Source organism: Aquabacterium sp., from assembly GCF_016234775.1.
In the GTDB taxonomy this organism is placed as follows: Bacteria; Pseudomonadota; Gammaproteobacteria; order Burkholderiales; family Burkholderiaceae_C; genus Aquabacterium.
This window is the reverse complement of the sequence record NZ_JACRAH010000011.1, coordinates 1-14,927: the sequence shown is the minus strand read 5'-3', so window position 1 is coordinate 14,927 and position 14,927 is coordinate 1. Positions and strand designations below refer to the sequence as shown.

Genomic DNA, 14,927 nt, shown 5'->3' with positions numbered 1-14,927 from the left:
GCTGCACCAACTCCAGGGTCAAGTAGTAAATTAGTCAATTCGTCGCCACCTCGCAACGTCTAAGAGGCGTCTGCCTCGTCAACCTGAGTGCTTTCGCGCGCTTCGGCAAGGATCTCTCGGCCACCTTTGAACGCGATGGCGCTCACCACCATTCCAAGAATCAGATCCGGCAAGTTCGAACCAAGCCACATCACCAGCGCACCCGATGCGACGATGGCCAGGTTCACGATCGAATCGTTGCTTGTGAAGATCGAGGATGCTTTGAAGTTGACGTCCTTGCCCTTGTGTCGCTTGAGGAGCCTCAGGCAGAACAGGTTCATGCCGGCATTGACCGCCGCCATGGTCATCATGGCCGGTCCAAGAGGCGCTTCGCCCCCGAAGAAGCGCCGCAGGACTTCGCTGAGCATCAACACTGCGAGCCCGATCAGGAGCCAGCCAGACAGGCGAGCTGCCCTTGCTTTGATGGCGGCTGAGCGGCCAACAGCGTAAAGGCTCACGCCATAGACAGAGGCGTCGGCAAGGTTATCAAGCGCTGCTCCCATCACGGCCGTCGAGGACGCCCACGCGCCCACGGCGAATCCGGCGATACATTGAGCAAGGTTGATCATGAGTACCTGCCAGAGAATGCGCCTGTCCGAAGCCTGTCGGCCGTCCAGGCCATGATCGTCGTCGTTACTCATCAGTATTCCCTCCAAGGGCAGCGGACCAATGGGCCAATTTAAATCTTGGTGAGGCATTTGAAACCCTGTACCCAGTAGAGAGTCAAGGGGTACGCGACCATCATCCTTTCCCCTATACTTCCGTTCTATGCGCCGATTGATTGCCCTCATCTTGCTGGTATTGGTGCCTCTCCATTTCAGTTGGGCGGCGATGGCGAGCAATTGCCAGCACGAAACTGGGCGATCGGCGACACATGTCGGACATCATTCCTGCAAGCACGAAGTTGACGCCGCGAAAGGCGCATCTGGCACTACGTCGTTGGATGACAAGGGCGGGCGGCAGGGATCGCAGACGGACGCTCACAACTCCGCACAGCCTGAAGCAGACTGCGGAATGTGCCATTTAGGGAAAGCGCATCTGATGGAGCTTGATTTCAAGCTCAAGCCACCGATGGTTGGTGCGCTGTTGTTTGCCACGCCTATCGTGAACTACACGTCGTTCCAGCCTGCTGCGCTGGAGCGGCCCAAATGGGCCGACTCGCTCTAGTTCGACGAGTCGGCTTTCCCTTTCCCAAGAATAGGCGCGCTCCGCGCGGCCCTGCGACTCGTCGAGTTCTATCCATACATTGGAGAATTCGATGACATATCCCTTCGGAGGGCGCCAAACGCGTCGTCCTTCAACTCTGACAGTTCAACGCACGGCACTGGCACTTGCTGCGCTCGTCTCTTGCGTCGTTGCGCGAGCGGAGATGACCCAGCCGCATTCAGTACTCCCAACTGTCGCCTCAAACCCCGCGGCCGCTTCCCCAAGCGTTCCCCTGACGCTGGCGAGGGCGGTTGCCCTTGCACTGGAAAGAAGTCCTGAATTGGCAGCAACGCGGGCGGAAGTCGCCGCCGCGCAGGGCGCTGAAGAGCAAGCGGGCTTGATGCCCAACCCGGAGTTCGCAGCCTCGATCGAGGACACCCAACGTCGTACTCGTACCACGGCAGTTCAAGTGAGCCAGCGTCTGGAACTGGGTGGCAAGCGTCAGGCTCGCGTGATGGCTGCACACCAAGGGCGCGCGATTGCGCAGGCGCGACTTGAGGGACTGCAGGCAAAGATCGGCGCCGAGGTCAGCGCAAGCTTCTGGGAAGCGCTTGCGGCACAGGCACGTCTAGACCAGGCGAACGCTTTGTCGCAATTAGCGCGGCAGGCCACGGATGCTGCTGCGAAACGAGTCGCCGCCGGCAAGGTGTCACCTGTCGATGAGACGAGGGCCCGCCTTGCCGCATCCGGTGTTGACCTCGAACTGGCACAGGCGCAGGTGGAGTTGCAAGTTGCACGTACCCGTCTGGCCGCGCATTGGGGCGCGATGGAAGCGTTGCTTCCACCTCTCGAAGGGGTACTGCACGTCCCTGAGGAAGTCGCCACTGTTTCTTTGGAGGAACGCATAGAGGCGGCCCCGGAAGTGGTGGAAGCAAGGCTGGAGGTTGCGCGGCGACAAGCACTGGTGGATGTCGAGCGCAGCCGCGCCATGCCGGACATCACTGTCGGGCTGGGAGTACAGCGGAACAACGAGATCGGGCGTAATCAGCCATTGATTGGCGTTTCCATTCCCTTGCCCATGTTCGACCGCAATCAGGGCAATCTGCAGGAGGCGCTCGCCCGCGAGGATCAAGCCCGCTATGCCTTGCAAGCGACAGTCTCACGCCTAAGGGCCGGGGCACACGTTGCCCTCGCACAGGCTCAGAGCGCCCGCAAGCAGGCACTGATGATCGAGCGCGAATTGCTCCCCAAGGCCCAAAGCGCCTATGACGCAGCGACCAATGGGTTCGCGCTGGGGAAGTTCACGTTCCTGGACGTGCTTGATGCCCAGCGCAGCCTCTTTCAAGCGCGTGCTCAGCATCTCAAAGCTGTGGCTGAAAGCCAGCGTGCGGCCATCGACCTTGGCCGCATCTTGGGAATGGCCCGTACCGCTCCCGTTACGACGCAATGAACCGAGTGACAACATGACCCGTAAACAAGTAACCATCATCGTTGGCATGCTGCTGGCCACCGCAGCGGCCCTCTTTGTTGTCTGGAACCGCAATCCGCCGGCCGCTGCTGGCGGCGAAGAGCACGCAGAACACGCTGAGCGTAAGCAGGAAGGGGAAACTGAGAAGAATTCCGAATCCGAGGAGCGGGAAGCGTCCCAGGAAAGCAAGCCGGACGGATCGGCGCAGCCCTCTGGAGGAAAGGAGTCACGCGAAGCTGAGGCGTCTGAACATGAGGAGCATGGTGAAAGCGACACCGTAAAGCTCACTCCCGAGCAGCTCAAGGCCAGCGGAATTCAATTGGACAAGGCGCAGGCGGCAGTGATTCGGACCGGTCAGGATTTCCCGGGGGAGGTCCGATCCAATGCCGATCGAACAGCGCAGGTGACACCTCGGGTGGCTGGCGTTGTCGACGCCGTTCTTGTGAACCTGGGCCAGAACGTGCGCAAGGGGCAGGTCTTGGCGGTACTGTCAAGCCCTGACCTGTCCGATTTGCGTTCTGAGGCGCTGGCAGCGCGCGAGCGAGCAGCGGCAGCGCGCGTCATGTACCAGCGGGAGAAGACACTCTGGGAGCAGAAGATCTCGGCCGAGCAAGACCTTCTTCAGGCTCAGCAAGCACTGCGGGAAGCAGAGATTCAGCAACGGAACGCTGAGCAGAAGCTCAGCGCGTTGGGGGTGCAGCAATCCGGCAATGTGAAAGGCAACACTAGCTTGAGCCGCTATGAGTTGCGCGCGCCTTTTGACGGCACGGTTGTTGAGAAGCGTCTGGCATTGGGTGAGGCCGTCAAGGAAGACGCGACAGTGTTCGTTGTCTCAGACCTCTCTACGGTGTGGGCGGACGTGAACGTCAGTCCCAAAGACCTCGACAAGGTGCGCGTCGGGCTTCCTGCGGTCGTCAAGGCGGCTGGCTCGCAAGCCGTGTCTAACGGCAAGATCACCTATGTGGGCAACCTGCTGGGGGAACAGACTCGCTCTGCCGTGGCACGTGTCACGCTCGCGAATCCAGGGGGCGCCTGGCGCCCCGGCCTCTTCGTCACCGTCAGTGTCTTGGCCAGCCAGACGCAAGTACCCGTAAGCGTGCGATCGACAGCGATCCAGATGATGGACGACAAGGCGGTGGTCTTTGTCTCAGGCAGTGACGGCTTCAAAGCAACGCCGGTCAAGCTGGGTCGTACGGATGGCCAGACCACAGAGATATTGGGTGGCCTTACCGCTGGGCAGTCCTATGTGGCGGTCAACAGCTTCGTGCTCAAGGCTGACATCGGCAAGAGCAGCGTTGAAGACGAAGACTAAGGCAGGACTGACCATGTTTGAACGCATCATTCGCTTTGCCATCGAGCATCGATGGCTTGTCTTGCTCGCCGTCTTCGCGATCGGAGGGCTGGGCGCATACAGCTACACAAGGCTGCCCATTGACGCCGTACCAGACATCACGAACGTCCAGGTGCAGATCAATACCGCCGCGTCTGGTTATTCTCCGCTTGAGGCTGAACAGCGCATCACCTTTCCGGTTGAGACGGCCATGGCGGGTCTTCCGCGGATGGTCCAAACCCGATCACTGTCGCGCTATGGACTCTCGCAGGTCACCGTGGTGTTCGAAGAAGGCACGGACATCTACTTTGCCCGGCAGCTCATCTCGGAGCGGCTAGCGCAGGCTCGTGAAAGTCTTCCGGAAAGTATCACGCCCGAGATGGGCCCGATCTCCACAGGGCTGGGGGAGATCTTCATGTGGACGGTGGAAGCCGATGAGGGCGCCAAGAAGCCGGACGGCAGCCCCTACACGCCGACGGATCTCCGGGAGATCCAAGACTGGATCATCAAACCACAGTTGCGCAACGTGCGAGGCGTTGCCGAAATCAACTCCATTGGGGGCTTTAGCAAGGAATACTTGGTTGCGCCGGATCCTGCCAAGCTGTCCTCGTTCGGTTTAGGTCTATCCGACCTTGTCGCGGCCATCGAGCGAAACAATGGGAATGTTGGCGCCGGCTACATCGAGAAGAGCGGCGAGCAATACTTGGTGCGCGCTCCTGGGCAAGTCGCATCGACTGAAGACATTGCCAACATTGTCGTGAAAGCGGTCGATGGAAGCCCAATTCGCATCGGAGACGTGGCAACCGTGGGCATTGGCCGGGAGCTGCGAACGGGTGCGGCCACCGACAACGGCCGGGAAGTCGTGCTGGGCACGGCGTTCATGCTCATGGGCGAAAACAGCCGCGCCGTTGCGCAAGCGGTTGCCGAGAAGATGGCCCAGGTCAAGCAGAGCCTGCCTGCTGGCGTTCATGCCATCACCGTCTATGACCGGACGCATCTGGTGGACAAGGCCATCGACACGGTGAGAAAGAACCTGTTGGAAGGTGCGATCCTGGTGATTGCCGTGCTCTTTGCTTTCCTGGGCAATCTGAGGGCGGCACTGATCACTGCAATGGTCATTCCGCTTGCCATGTTGTTTACCTTTACCGGGATGGTGACTCAGAAGGTCAGCGCCAATCTGATGAGTTTGGGGGCATTGGATTTCGGCATCATCGTGGACGGTGCCGTGGTCATCGTAGAGAACTGTGTGCGGCGTCTCGCGCACGCGCAGTCCCACAAAGGGCGGGTACTCACCTTGCCCGAGCGTTTCCATGAGGTATTCGCTGCCTCGCAAGAGGCGCGTCGGCCGCTCATCTTTGGGCAACTCATCATCATGGTGGTGTACCTCCCCATCTTTGCGCTCTCCGGGGTGGAAGGGAAGATGTTCCATCCGATGGCGCTCACGGTCGTTTTCGCCCTGGCCGCTGCAATGCTGCTGTCGGTCACGTTCGTGCCTGCGGCTGTCGCGCTCTTCATTGGCGAGAAAGTTTCGGAGAAAGAGAACGGGCTGCTTCGGGCCAGCAAGCGCGGCTACAAAGTTTTGCTCGACAAGGCGCTGGGCAATGCCGCCATCGTTATCACGGCGGCGACATGCTTGGTGGTGCTGGCGAGTGTGGCAGCAACGAAGCTTGGCAGCGAGTTCGTGCCGAGCCTCAACGAGGGCGACTTCGCGTTGCAGGCGTTGCGCGTCCCCGCGACCAGCCTTACCCAGTCGGTGGAGATGCAGCAGCAAATAGAGAGGACCCTTAAGGCGAAGTTCGGCGAGATCGAGCGCGTCTTTGCCCGCACAGGCACTGCCGAAGTGGCCACCGACCCGATGCCGCAGAACGTTTCGGATGGCTATGTGATGCTCAAGCCAATGGATCAATGGCCAGAGCCGCGCAAGAGCCGCGAAGAGCTGCTCTCGGCCATTCAGGCGACGGTCGAGAGCATCCCGGGCAACGCCTACGAATTCTCCCAGCCGATCCAGATGCGATTCAATGAGCTGATCTCTGGTGTGCGCAGCGATGTGGCGGTGAAGGTGTTCGGCGACGACATGGACGTACTGAACGCTCAGGCCGAGCGCATCGCAGGGGTGTTGCGCCAAGTTGAGGGCGCGAGTGAAGTCAAGGTGGAGCAGACCACCGGCCTTCCTGTCCTCACGGTGGCGATTGACCGGGAGCGCGCCGCACGTTTGGGGCTCAGCGTCTTTGAAGTCCAAGATGTCCTGTCAACCGCTCTGGCAGGGCGTGGGGCCGGAACGCTGTTTGAGGGCGACCGACGATTCGATATTGTTGTCAGACTACCGGACGCCATGCGCAGCGACCTAGCGGCATTGATGCGCCTGCCAGTCCCGTTGCCACAAGACGATCGGAGCGGAAAAGTGGCCCGGCCGGCGTATGTGCCGTTGTCCGAGGTCGCTCAATTGGAGCTCAAGCCGGGGCCGAATCAAGTCAGCAGGGAGAACGGCAAGCGGCGCGTTGTGGTCAGCGCCAATGTACGGGGTCGAGATCTGGGCTCCTTCGTTGTGGACGCGCAAACACAGATCCAGGCTAAGGCGCGGCCACCGGCCGGCTATTGGCTCGAGTGGGGCGGGCAGTATGAGAATCTGCAAGCGGCTGCCCAGCGTCTGACGGTCGTCGTACCCGTAGCGCTCGCCCTTGTCTTCATCCTGCTATTCGCTGTTTTTGGCAACGTCAAGGACGGGCTGCTGGTTTTTACCGGGATCCCATTCGCATTGACCGGTGGCGTGGCGGCTCTGTGGCTGCGAGACATACCGCTGTCGATCTCAGCGGCTGTCGGCTTCATTGCTCTGTCGGGCGTGGCGGTATTGAACGGCCTGGTGATGATCTCGTTCATTCGCAGCCTACGAGAAAACGGCATGGGAATGGACGCTGCTGTCCGCGAGGGTGCGCTGACACGTCTGAGGCCGGTCCTGATGACTGCGCTGGTTGCTTCACTGGGCTTCGTGCCAATGGCATTGGCGACCGGAACGGGAGCCGAAGTGCAGCGGCCCCTGGCCACCGTGGTGATCGGCGGCATCCTTTCATCGACGGCTTTGACTTTGCTGGTGCTGCCCGTGCTCTATCGCCTGGTCCACAGGCGTGATGATGAAGAGGAGAACGACAGCGAACACGGGCGGGCAATAGGGCAGGCGGTGTGACCCGGCACAGTGGCACGGATTGTCTGGCGCGCGATGTGAGGCGGTTCATCTGGATGATGTGGCATCTGAAGGCGCATTCGGCGTGTGGGTGCGCGCATCCACTTTCCTCTGCTCAGAGAGGCGTTCGCGCCGGTATAGGCGCGTGTACGACGGCCGTCTGGCAGCGGCCGAAGTTGTCAAATGAACGCTGTGCAACTTGGCCGGGAGTGTCCTGATGAGTGAACTCGGGAGACATTCATGCAAGTCCGAAGCATCGGCGGCCGAGGCCAGCGAACAGGGGGTGGACATCCGGCGTGAGCAGCGTCTCATCCTGCGCAACGCTTTGCTGGCTGGGTTGTTGTGCATGGCTATGGTGGTAGGGGCTTGGTTCTGGTTGCCGCATTACTTCCAGCCACCCGTCGCCATGTCCGAGCGCATCGCCTTTGCGTTGCAATGCGATGTGTTCGTGTTGCTCTGGCTGTTGATCAGCGTGCGCATGGTGTCCTCAGGGAGGTACCAAAGTGCAGAGGACAACCGGGGATCGGCGTTCGCGCCCCCCAGTCCCCGCATTGCCATCAAGGTGGCATTTCTGCAGAACACGCTGGAACAGTGTGTCGTGGCCATTGGGGTGCATGTGACGCTGGCAACCCTGGTGACGGGAGACGCGTTGTTCTGCATTCCTGCGGCCGTGATGCTCTTTGCAATTGGCAGGGGAGCCTTTTTGCATGGCTATCCCAAAGGCGCGGGCGCGCGCAGCTTCGGCATGGTGACCACGGTACTGCCGTCCTTAGCTGGTTTGGGATTGGCGATCGTGTTGGTCATCAGGAGGGTCCTGCACTGAGGCGCCAACACCTTGCCGTCAAGACTACAGCGCGGCTTGGTTGACTCGCCTGGACAACTCCGCCGCGCTTTCCTTGCGCTCGCTGTAGCGATCGACGAGGTAGGGTGCAACGTCGCGGGTGAGCAGCGTGAACTTCATCAATTCCTCCATCACGTCCACCACGCGCTCGTAGTACGCCGATGGTTTCATGCGGCCCGCCTCATCGAATTCCAGAAAGGCTTTGGCCACCGACGATTGATTGGGGATCGTGATCATGCGCATCCACCGGCCAAGAATGCGCATTTGGTTGACGGCATTGAAGGACTGCGAACCGCCCGATACTTCCATCACGGCAAGGGTCTTGCCTTGAGTGGGCCTGACCGATCCGACGCTCAGTGGAATCCAATCGATCTGGGCCTTCATGATGCCGGTCATGGCGCCATGTCGTTCGGGCGAGCACCAGACCGTCCCCTCGGACCATTGCGCCAACTCGCGAAGCGTCTGCACCTTGGGATGGGTCTCGGGCGCGTTGTCCGGCAGCGGCAAATCCGTTGGGTTGTTCACAAATACTTGCTGGCGGCAGCAGAGGACGTGCTCGTCAAGGGCGTTCCGCTGAGTGAACGTCTCCATGTGCCTGAGTCATTCAATGAAGCCAACAAGGCTGCGGCTGCGATCCGGCGCCGTGACAAGTTGTCCATTCTCCGGCCCCATGAGGGGCACAGCCCGCTGGCGATCGTGATGGGTGAGTTCAAGGCGAGCGATGCCACGGCCTTTGGGCGGCGTGTATGGATCAAGCACATGCCGGATGCGCCACTGCTGGTGGCAAGCAAGACCTGGGAACGCATCGAGCGCGTGTTCGCGCCCTTGTTCGAAGCCCGGGATGCCGACAGCGGATACAAGGTGCGTCTGGTGATGGCGGCACTGATCCGGTCGCGGCGGGAACACACGTATGAAATCGATGCGGCCAGTTTCATGCTGGCCAGTGAACAGTGGATCCCCGTGGAAAGAGTCTATGAATTGGCACTGGTGCAGGCGCTGGTGGCACAGCATCGTCGCTTCATCAAACCACTGCGCTATGACGCCAAGAGCGTGGCGGCCTTTCCCAACGCCTTGCTGCTGGATGCAGGGCCCGATCCAGTCCCTCTGCATTTGATCAGCCCGTTCATGTCGCCAAAAGAGCGCACGGAGAAGGAGCGGGCGGCAAATGGAAGCCAATGTCCGGCATGGGCATGGTCGGGCGATGGGCTGGTGCCAGCCTTGCCGTCGCCACCAACCGGGTTGCATTAAATGCTGGCGGGACCGTCGGAGCGCAGGTAAGCGAGGCCGTCCAGGCGTCGCGTCGATGTGTTGGTTCGGCTTGGCTGAGCCTATTGAGTGAGGCAACAGATCGCAAGGTTGGCTATGAGCGAACCTGGCTGGCTCAGCTTCGCCAGAACGAAGCTCCAAGGTAGCGGTTAGTGTTAGCCCGGTTGGCGGGCGGACTCCTGCTGTCCCACCTTCCCATTGCGATGCGGCTTACCGCCCGGGGCCTTTCTGGAGATCTCACTAAGGATGGCGCAGTCCTTCGCGTCCGTGCCCTGGCGACATTGACTGCGCAACTGTTTGAGTTCCAGTTCAAGCAAGCGCAGTTCCTTAATTCTCTGGCTGACTTGCCCTATATGAGCGTCCAAGATCTGGTTGACCTCGGCACAACTCTCGTCGGGAGAGTCAGTCAGCCGCAGCAGGACGCGAACCTCATCCAGCGTCATGTCGAGTGATCGGCAGTGGCGAATGAATGCCAGCCGCTGAACGTGTAGGCTTTCATAGATGCGATAGTTGCCAGCGCTTCTGGCAGCAGCTTGCAAAAGGCCTTCACGCTCATAGAAGCGGATGGTTTCAACCTGAACGCCTGCTCGCTCCGCCAGTTCACCAATCTTCATATCTACTCCTCATCGAATTCACAGTTGACTCTACACCTACTTCAGGGTTAATAATCGCGCGGGTCTGAATACGCGTCTGCCCGAAATGGAATTCTTCAAACGTTTGTGCTTTTGCACTGTTACAGCAGTTTGGATGCTCTTTGCTCATCTAAGTCATGCCGCGCAGCCGACGGAAGAAGCGAAGGCGCGACAGCTTTGGCAGCTGCTGGACTACATCGCCGTTGACTATGCTGGCGCGGTGAGCGGTGGTGCAGTGGTCAGTGAGGCGGAATACGCGGAAATGATCGAATTCGCCCAGAATTCCGTCAAGCACGCTGCCGCGCTCCCACCTCACCCGTCGCTTGCTCAGCTTCAGGCGTTGATCCAGCGTCTGCAAAATGCAGTTCAAGCGAAGACCGAGCCATCAGCCGTTGCCATATTGGCCCGCGACGCGAACGTCCTTCTCCTGAAGGCGTACCCTATACCCGTTGCACCGAGAACCGTCCCCGACCTTCTCAATGGACAACGCCTCTACCAAGCACAGTGCGCTTCATGCCATGGGGCAACTGGCGCTGGCGATGGCGCATTGGCGGGGCAGTTGGACCCCAAACCTGTCGATTTCACTGACGGCGACCGGGCACGTCATCGCTCAGTCATGGCGCTTTACCAGGTTGTCACGCAAGGTGTATCCGGCACATCAATGCCAGAGTTCAGCAAGCTGGATGAGGCGGACCGCTGGGCCCTTGCGTTTTACGTCGGAACGCTTTCTTACAACGAAGAGGTGCGCCAACGGGGGGCACAGTTGTTTGCAAACGATCCAGGCTCACGCGCGGCGCTACCCAATTTGAAGGCCCTTGCAACGGCGTCAGAAGTTACCCTTGCACAGTCCCTGCCGCCTGCTGATGCCGCTGCGGTGTTGGCATACACGCGTGCGAACCCTCAGATGCTTTCCGTCCCGGACGGCTCATCCGGCACCGCGCTGGCGCGCAAGCAGCTCAAATCCAGCGTTGAGGCGCTGCAGGCGGGCGACCATGCTGGTGCGACCCAACTCGCGCTGTCTGCCTATCTAGATGGCTTCGAGCCACTTGAGGCGGGCCTAGAGAGCCGCAACAAGGAACTGCTGGTGGACGTAGAGCGCAGCATGCAGCTATACAGATCGGCCATTGCTCATGGCGACATCGGGGCCGCCTTGCGGCATGCCAACCGATTGGATGGCCTATTTGTTCTGGTAGAAGCTGAGTTCGGAAGCGGGCGGGCCGACGCGATGGCCACTTTTGTTGGAGCCTTGACCATCCTTTTGCGTGAAGGTGTGGAAGCTCTGTTGATCATCGTGGCCATGGTGGCGTTCCTGCGCAAGTCGAACCGGCCGGAGGCCTTGCGCTACGTTCACGCAGGGTGGATCGGCGCCCTTCTGGCAGGCGGGGCCACCTGGCTGGTGGCCACCAGAGTCGTCAGCATCAGTGGCGCAAGCCGAGAAGTGACGGAAGGCGTGTCGTCGCTCTTTGCCGCCATCGTCCTGCTGTCCGTAGGGCTCTGGATGCACCAGAAGAGCAGCGCCGGACGTTGGCAGGCATATCTGAATGAACGCCTCTCCAGTGCGCTCACTGGACGATCGGCGTGGGCGCTGTTCGCACTGGCCTTCATTGCTGTGTATCGCGAGGTTTTCGAGACGGTGCTGTTCTACTCCGCTCTAGCAACAGACGGCAATGATTCGGCCCTGCTGGCCGGGCTAGGAATCGGCATGGTTTTGCTGACCATCATTGCGGTCATCTTCCTGAAGACCAGCGCCCGCATGCCGATCAGCCAGTTCTTTGCGCTCAGTTCCTTCCTCGTGGCGGCCTTGGCGATTGTGCTCGCCGGCAAGGGGATCTCTGGCCTCCAAGAAGCAGGCTGGTTGGCGGCAACGCCCGTGGACGGGCTGCGCTTGCCTATCCTGGGCATCTTTCCGACAATTCAAACCAACGTAGCCCAGGCCGTCGTGCTGACCGCCGCCTTGTTGGGCTTTGGAGTCAATGGCGTGCGGGCACGTCGCTTGGCCTCTGCTTAGTTGAGCCGCCGCCTGGATCTCGATAGTCGTCCTGATGGCAGCAGTTCGGTGCGGCGTCGCCGGACAGATTGAAAGGGGCAGGGATGTCTGTCGACAAGCTGATTGGTCCAGTTGGTGAGGACGTTCGGTCTTCCGTTCGCCATGATGCTGCCGTGGCGTCGACAAACCGATTCTACGAGGACCATGCGGTCGAATACTTCTCATGGACCTTCGGTGCCCAGACGCAGTTCGTCCTGGATCGCTTCCTGTCACATCTGCCGGCCAAGGCCTCCATCCTTGATGCCGGCTGCGGCTCCGGCCGGGACCTCAAATTCTTTCTTTCCCGGGGTCATTGTGCGTTGGGGATCGATGCCTCGACAGCCCTCGTGCAAATGGCGGCCCAGCATTCGGGCGCCCCATGTGAGGTCGCTCGGATCGAAAGCATCAGCTATGAAGATCGGTTCGATGGGATATGGGCATGTGCTTCATTGCTCCACTTGCCCCGGGACGCATTTCGCCCCGCGCTTCGTTGCCTGAACCGGGCCCTCAAAAGAGGCGGCACACTCTTCATGGCAGTCCAGGAGGGGCAGGGCGAAGCGATTCTTCCGGACGGCCGTTTGTACGTCTACTACTCAGAAGACGACATACGCAGGTCACTTGACGCCGCCGGGTTGGCGGTGAATGAACTGTGGGCGTCGCGAAATTCGGCTGATGCGGTGCACCAGCCGGTATGGATCAATGTCATTGCCACTGTGCGATAGCGCGCCAGGACGACACTGACCGTCGGCATACCTCCCGTCAACGCGGCCAAGTCTCCGTTTTCCCTCCCCGCAACTCACAGACGACGATCAAGGCAGCACCGAGGGTGATGCCGATGTCTGCGACGTTGAATGCTGGCCAGTAGAACGACTGCCACCTGACATCAATCCAGTCCACCACCGCCCCGCGAGCGAGCCGATCGAGCAGGTTCCCTAAAGCACCGCCTAGGAGAAGCCCGAAGGCCAGCCGCTGAGGACGATCGGTTTGAGGCCGCCGAATCAGTACGACCAAAACAATCGAGGCGGCCACCGCCACTGCGCTGAAGAAGAGGCGCTGCCATCCACCTGCGTCGTGCAAGATGCTGAAAGCGGCACCTTCGTTCCGCCAGTGAACGATGTTCAGCACGGGGAGCCAAGGCTCGCTGGAGCCATACGGGAGCGCAGCTACCACCGCAGCTTTGCTTGCGGTGTCGATCAAGAATACGAATGCGGCTGCAAGGAAGGCGCGGGCAACGCGTGGATCAATTGTTTGGCGTATCGTCACTGGACCTTATCCCTCTCGCTGTAGGCCTGAGCAGGCGCAATCCGTTGAACACCACGACCAGGCTCGCATCCATGTCAGCCAGGATTGCCAGCCACAAGCTGGCGTGTCCCGTGAAGGTCATGACCATGGACACCGCCTTGGTGCCGATGGCAAAGGCGATGTTGGCTCTCAGCACATTGCCTACCCGATGGGGGAGAGCGATGAACTCTGGCAACTTGCGCAGGTCGTCTTGCATGAGGGCCACGTCAGCAGTCTCAATGGCGGTGTCGGTGCCTGCTGCGTGATGGTCATGGCGTGCTCCTTGACAACATTTGAAACCCTGTAGCCGGTTCAGAGTCAAGGCCTTGGAAAATCCCTTGCGCACAGGGGGGATATTCTGCGACTACTGCTCGGGCGGTTGAGCATCATGATTGTCTAGCTGCCCATCTTTGCCTTGACGGGTGTTGAGGGCAAGATGTTCCATCCCATGGCTTTCACGGTGGTGGCGGCTTTGTTGGGCGCCATGATCTTGTCGATGACCTTCGTCCCGGCAGCCGTTGCGCTGTTCCTGACGGGCTCGGTCAGCGAGAAGGAAAACCGCCTGATGGGCAGGGCCAAGCGCGGCTATGAGCCTCTGCTGGACAAGGCCATGTCCCGCCAGCCACTGGTGCTGACCATCACGGGTGTGTCGGTGGCCTTGGCCGTGTTGATGGCCACCCGCATGGGCAGCGAGTTCATCCCCAGCCTGGACGAACACGACATCGCTTTGCACGCGCTGCGCATCCCAGGTACCAGCCTGAGCCAGGCCATCGAGATGCAAGCGCAACTGGAGCGCAGCATCAAGGCCTTCCCTGAGGTCGAGGCGGTGTTCGCCAAGCTTGGCACGGCCGAGATCGCCACCGACCCGATGCCGCCCAGCGTGGCTGACACCTTCGTGATGCTCAAGCCACGTGAGCAATGGCCCGATCCCAAGCGGCCCAAGGATGACCTGGTCAAGGCCTTGCAGGTGGCCGTGATGAAGGTACCCGGCAACAACTACGAGTTCACCCAGCCCATCCAGATGCGCTTCAACGAGTTGATATCAGGCGTGCGCAGCGATGTGGCCGTCAAGGTGTTTGGCGATGACATGGACACGCTCAACGAAACCGCGGAGCAGATCTCCAAGGTGCTGGAGGCCGTGCCTGGGGCCGAAGATGTCAAGGTAGAACAAACCACCGGCCTGCCCATGCTATCTGTGAAGATCGACCGCGAGAAGGCTGGGCGCCTGGGCTTGAACGTGGGCGACATTCAGGACACGCTGGCCACGGCACTGGGTGGGCGCGAGGCAGGGGCGGTGTTCGAGGGGGATCGCCGGTTCGACATCCTGGTGCGCCTGCCAGAAAACCTGCGCAGCGACCTGGACGCTTTGGGGCAGTTGCCCATTCGTCTTCCCGCCAACGCCGCGGGTGAACACGAGGGCTTTGCCCGACTGGGCGATGTGGCCACGATGGACCTGACCCCTGGCCCCAACCAGATCAGCCGCGAAGAAGGCAAACGACGTGTGGTCGTAACCGCCAACGTGCGCGGGCGGGACATCGGCAGCTTTGTGGGTGAGGCGCAAGCCAAGATCGAAGCTGGGGTCAAGGTGTCAGCCGGTTACTGGACCACCTGGGGCGGCACCTTTGAGCAATTGCAATCGGCCTCGCGCCGTCTGGCCATCGTGGTGCCCGTGGCCTTGTTGCTGGTCTTCCTGTTGCTCTTTGCCATGTTTGGCAACGTC

The 14,927-nt window shown here is 60.5% G+C and carries 12 protein-coding genes and 2 pseudogenes; 9 read left to right on the top strand and 5 right to left on the bottom strand.

Translation table 11 applies throughout. The annotated features are described in order from the left end of the window. Positions 1 to 59 precede the first annotated feature (59 nt). Positions 60 to 680, bottom strand: a complete 621-nt coding sequence (locus tag HY836_RS04430) for a cation transporter (RefSeq protein ID WP_230179388.1) — start codon at positions 678 to 680, stop codon at positions 60 to 62. Between the two features lie 127 nt (positions 681 to 807). Between HY836_RS04430 and HY836_RS04425 the strand changes: the two genes are divergently transcribed. The 5 genes from HY836_RS04425 to HY836_RS04405 all read left to right on the top strand — a co-directional run bounded on the left by HY836_RS04425 (position 808) and on the right by HY836_RS04405 (position 7,984). Further along, complete coding sequence (locus tag HY836_RS04425; protein ID WP_290673951.1) at positions 808 to 1,206, top strand: hypothetical protein; 399 nt, start codon at positions 808 to 810, stop codon at positions 1,204 to 1,206. A 202-nt stretch (positions 1,207 to 1,408) separates the two neighbouring features. Beyond that, positions 1,409 to 2,635, top strand: a complete 1,227-nt coding sequence (locus HY836_RS04420) for a TolC family protein (RefSeq protein WP_290673949.1) — start codon at positions 1,409 to 1,411, stop codon at positions 2,633 to 2,635. 13 nt (positions 2,636 to 2,648) lie between these two features. After that, positions 2,649 to 3,965: an efflux RND transporter periplasmic adaptor subunit gene (locus HY836_RS04415; RefSeq protein WP_230179390.1), complete on the top strand. Its 1,317-nt coding sequence runs from the start codon at positions 2,649 to 2,651 to the stop codon at positions 3,963 to 3,965. 13 nt (positions 3,966 to 3,978) lie between these two features. Continuing rightward, positions 3,979 to 7,164, top strand: a complete 3,186-nt coding sequence (locus tag HY836_RS04410; RefSeq protein ID WP_230179391.1) for a CusA/CzcA family heavy metal efflux RND transporter — start codon at positions 3,979 to 3,981, stop codon at positions 7,162 to 7,164. Between the two features lie 214 nt (positions 7,165 to 7,378). Further along, positions 7,379 to 7,984, top strand: coding sequence for an MAPEG family protein (locus HY836_RS04405; RefSeq protein ID WP_230179392.1), 606 nt, complete (start codon positions 7,379 to 7,381; stop codon positions 7,982 to 7,984). Between the two features lie 24 nt (positions 7,985 to 8,008). Here the strand turns inward: HY836_RS04405 and arsH are convergent, their stop codons facing one another. Further along, complete coding sequence (gene arsH / locus HY836_RS04400; protein WP_290673944.1) at positions 8,009 to 8,593, bottom strand: arsenical resistance protein ArsH; 585 nt, start codon at positions 8,591 to 8,593, stop codon at positions 8,009 to 8,011. On the opposite strand from arsH, the gene HY836_RS04395 reads away from it, so the two are divergent. Beyond that, complete coding sequence (locus tag HY836_RS04395) at positions 8,477 to 9,250, top strand: DUF1173 family protein (protein ID WP_290673942.1); 774 nt, start codon at positions 8,477 to 8,479, stop codon at positions 9,248 to 9,250. The genes arsH and HY836_RS04395 overlap by 117 nt on opposite strands. 173 nt (positions 9,251 to 9,423) lie before the next feature. Here the strand turns inward: HY836_RS04395 and cadR are convergent, their stop codons facing one another. Then, positions 9,424 to 9,882, bottom strand: a complete 459-nt coding sequence (cadR, locus tag HY836_RS04390) for a Cd(II)/Pb(II)-responsive transcriptional regulator (protein WP_230179396.1) — start codon at positions 9,880 to 9,882, stop codon at positions 9,424 to 9,426. An 85-nt stretch (positions 9,883 to 9,967) separates the two neighbouring features. On the opposite strand from cadR, the gene HY836_RS04385 reads away from it, so the two are divergent. Together HY836_RS04385 and HY836_RS04380 are read left to right on the top strand one after the other, a co-directional pair. Next, positions 9,968 to 11,908: a cytochrome c/FTR1 family iron permease gene (locus HY836_RS04385; RefSeq protein WP_058088967.1), complete on the top strand. Its 1,941-nt coding sequence runs from the start codon at positions 9,968 to 9,970 to the stop codon at positions 11,906 to 11,908. Positions 11,909 to 11,991: 83 nt separating this feature from the next. Beyond that, positions 11,992 to 12,648, top strand: a complete 657-nt coding sequence (locus HY836_RS04380) for a bifunctional 2-polyprenyl-6-hydroxyphenol methylase/3-demethylubiquinol 3-O-methyltransferase UbiG (RefSeq protein ID WP_230179397.1) — start codon at positions 11,992 to 11,994, stop codon at positions 12,646 to 12,648. A 37-nt stretch (positions 12,649 to 12,685) separates the two neighbouring features. On the opposite strand, the gene lspA is transcribed toward HY836_RS04380, so the two are convergent. Continuing rightward, on the bottom strand, positions 12,686 to 13,189 hold the full coding sequence (gene lspA, locus HY836_RS04375) for a signal peptidase II (protein WP_256450025.1): 504 nt from the start codon (positions 13,187 to 13,189) through the stop codon (positions 12,686 to 12,688). After that, positions 13,167 to 13,469: pseudogene (locus HY836_RS04370) on the bottom strand (hypothetical protein); the annotation flags it as partial. The gene lspA and the pseudogene HY836_RS04370, both read right to left, overlap by 23 nt. A 102-nt stretch (positions 13,470 to 13,571) precedes the next feature. Between HY836_RS04370 and HY836_RS04365 the strand changes: the two are divergent. Then, positions 13,572 to 14,927, top strand: a pseudogene (locus tag HY836_RS04365) (efflux RND transporter permease subunit); the annotation flags it as partial.

Coding starts and splice junctions, on each gene's coding strand:
- HY836_RS04430 (WP_230179388.1), bottom strand. CDS start 680: ATGAGTAACGACGACGATCATGGCCTGGACGGCCGACAGGCTTCGGAC.
- HY836_RS04425 (WP_290673951.1), top strand. CDS start 808: ATGCGCCGATTGATTGCCCTCATCTTGCTGGTATTGGTGCCTCTCCAT.
- HY836_RS04420 (WP_290673949.1), top strand. CDS start 1,409: ATGACCCAGCCGCATTCAGTACTCCCAACTGTCGCCTCAAACCCCGCG.
- HY836_RS04415 (WP_230179390.1), top strand. CDS start 2,649: ATGACCCGTAAACAAGTAACCATCATCGTTGGCATGCTGCTGGCCACC.
- HY836_RS04410 (WP_230179391.1), top strand. CDS start 3,979: ATGTTTGAACGCATCATTCGCTTTGCCATCGAGCATCGATGGCTTGTC.
- HY836_RS04405 (WP_230179392.1), top strand. CDS start 7,379: ATGAGTGAACTCGGGAGACATTCATGCAAGTCCGAAGCATCGGCGGCC.
- HY836_RS04395 (WP_290673942.1), top strand. CDS start 8,477: ATGGGTCTCGGGCGCGTTGTCCGGCAGCGGCAAATCCGTTGGGTTGTT.
- arsH (WP_290673944.1), bottom strand. CDS start 8,593: ATGGAGACGTTCACTCAGCGGAACGCCCTTGACGAGCACGTCCTCTGC.
- cadR (WP_230179396.1), bottom strand. CDS start 9,882: ATGAAGATTGGTGAACTGGCGGAGCGAGCAGGCGTTCAGGTTGAAACC.
- HY836_RS04385 (WP_058088967.1), top strand. CDS start 9,968: ATGGAATTCTTCAAACGTTTGTGCTTTTGCACTGTTACAGCAGTTTGG.
- HY836_RS04380 (WP_230179397.1), top strand. CDS start 11,992: ATGTCTGTCGACAAGCTGATTGGTCCAGTTGGTGAGGACGTTCGGTCT.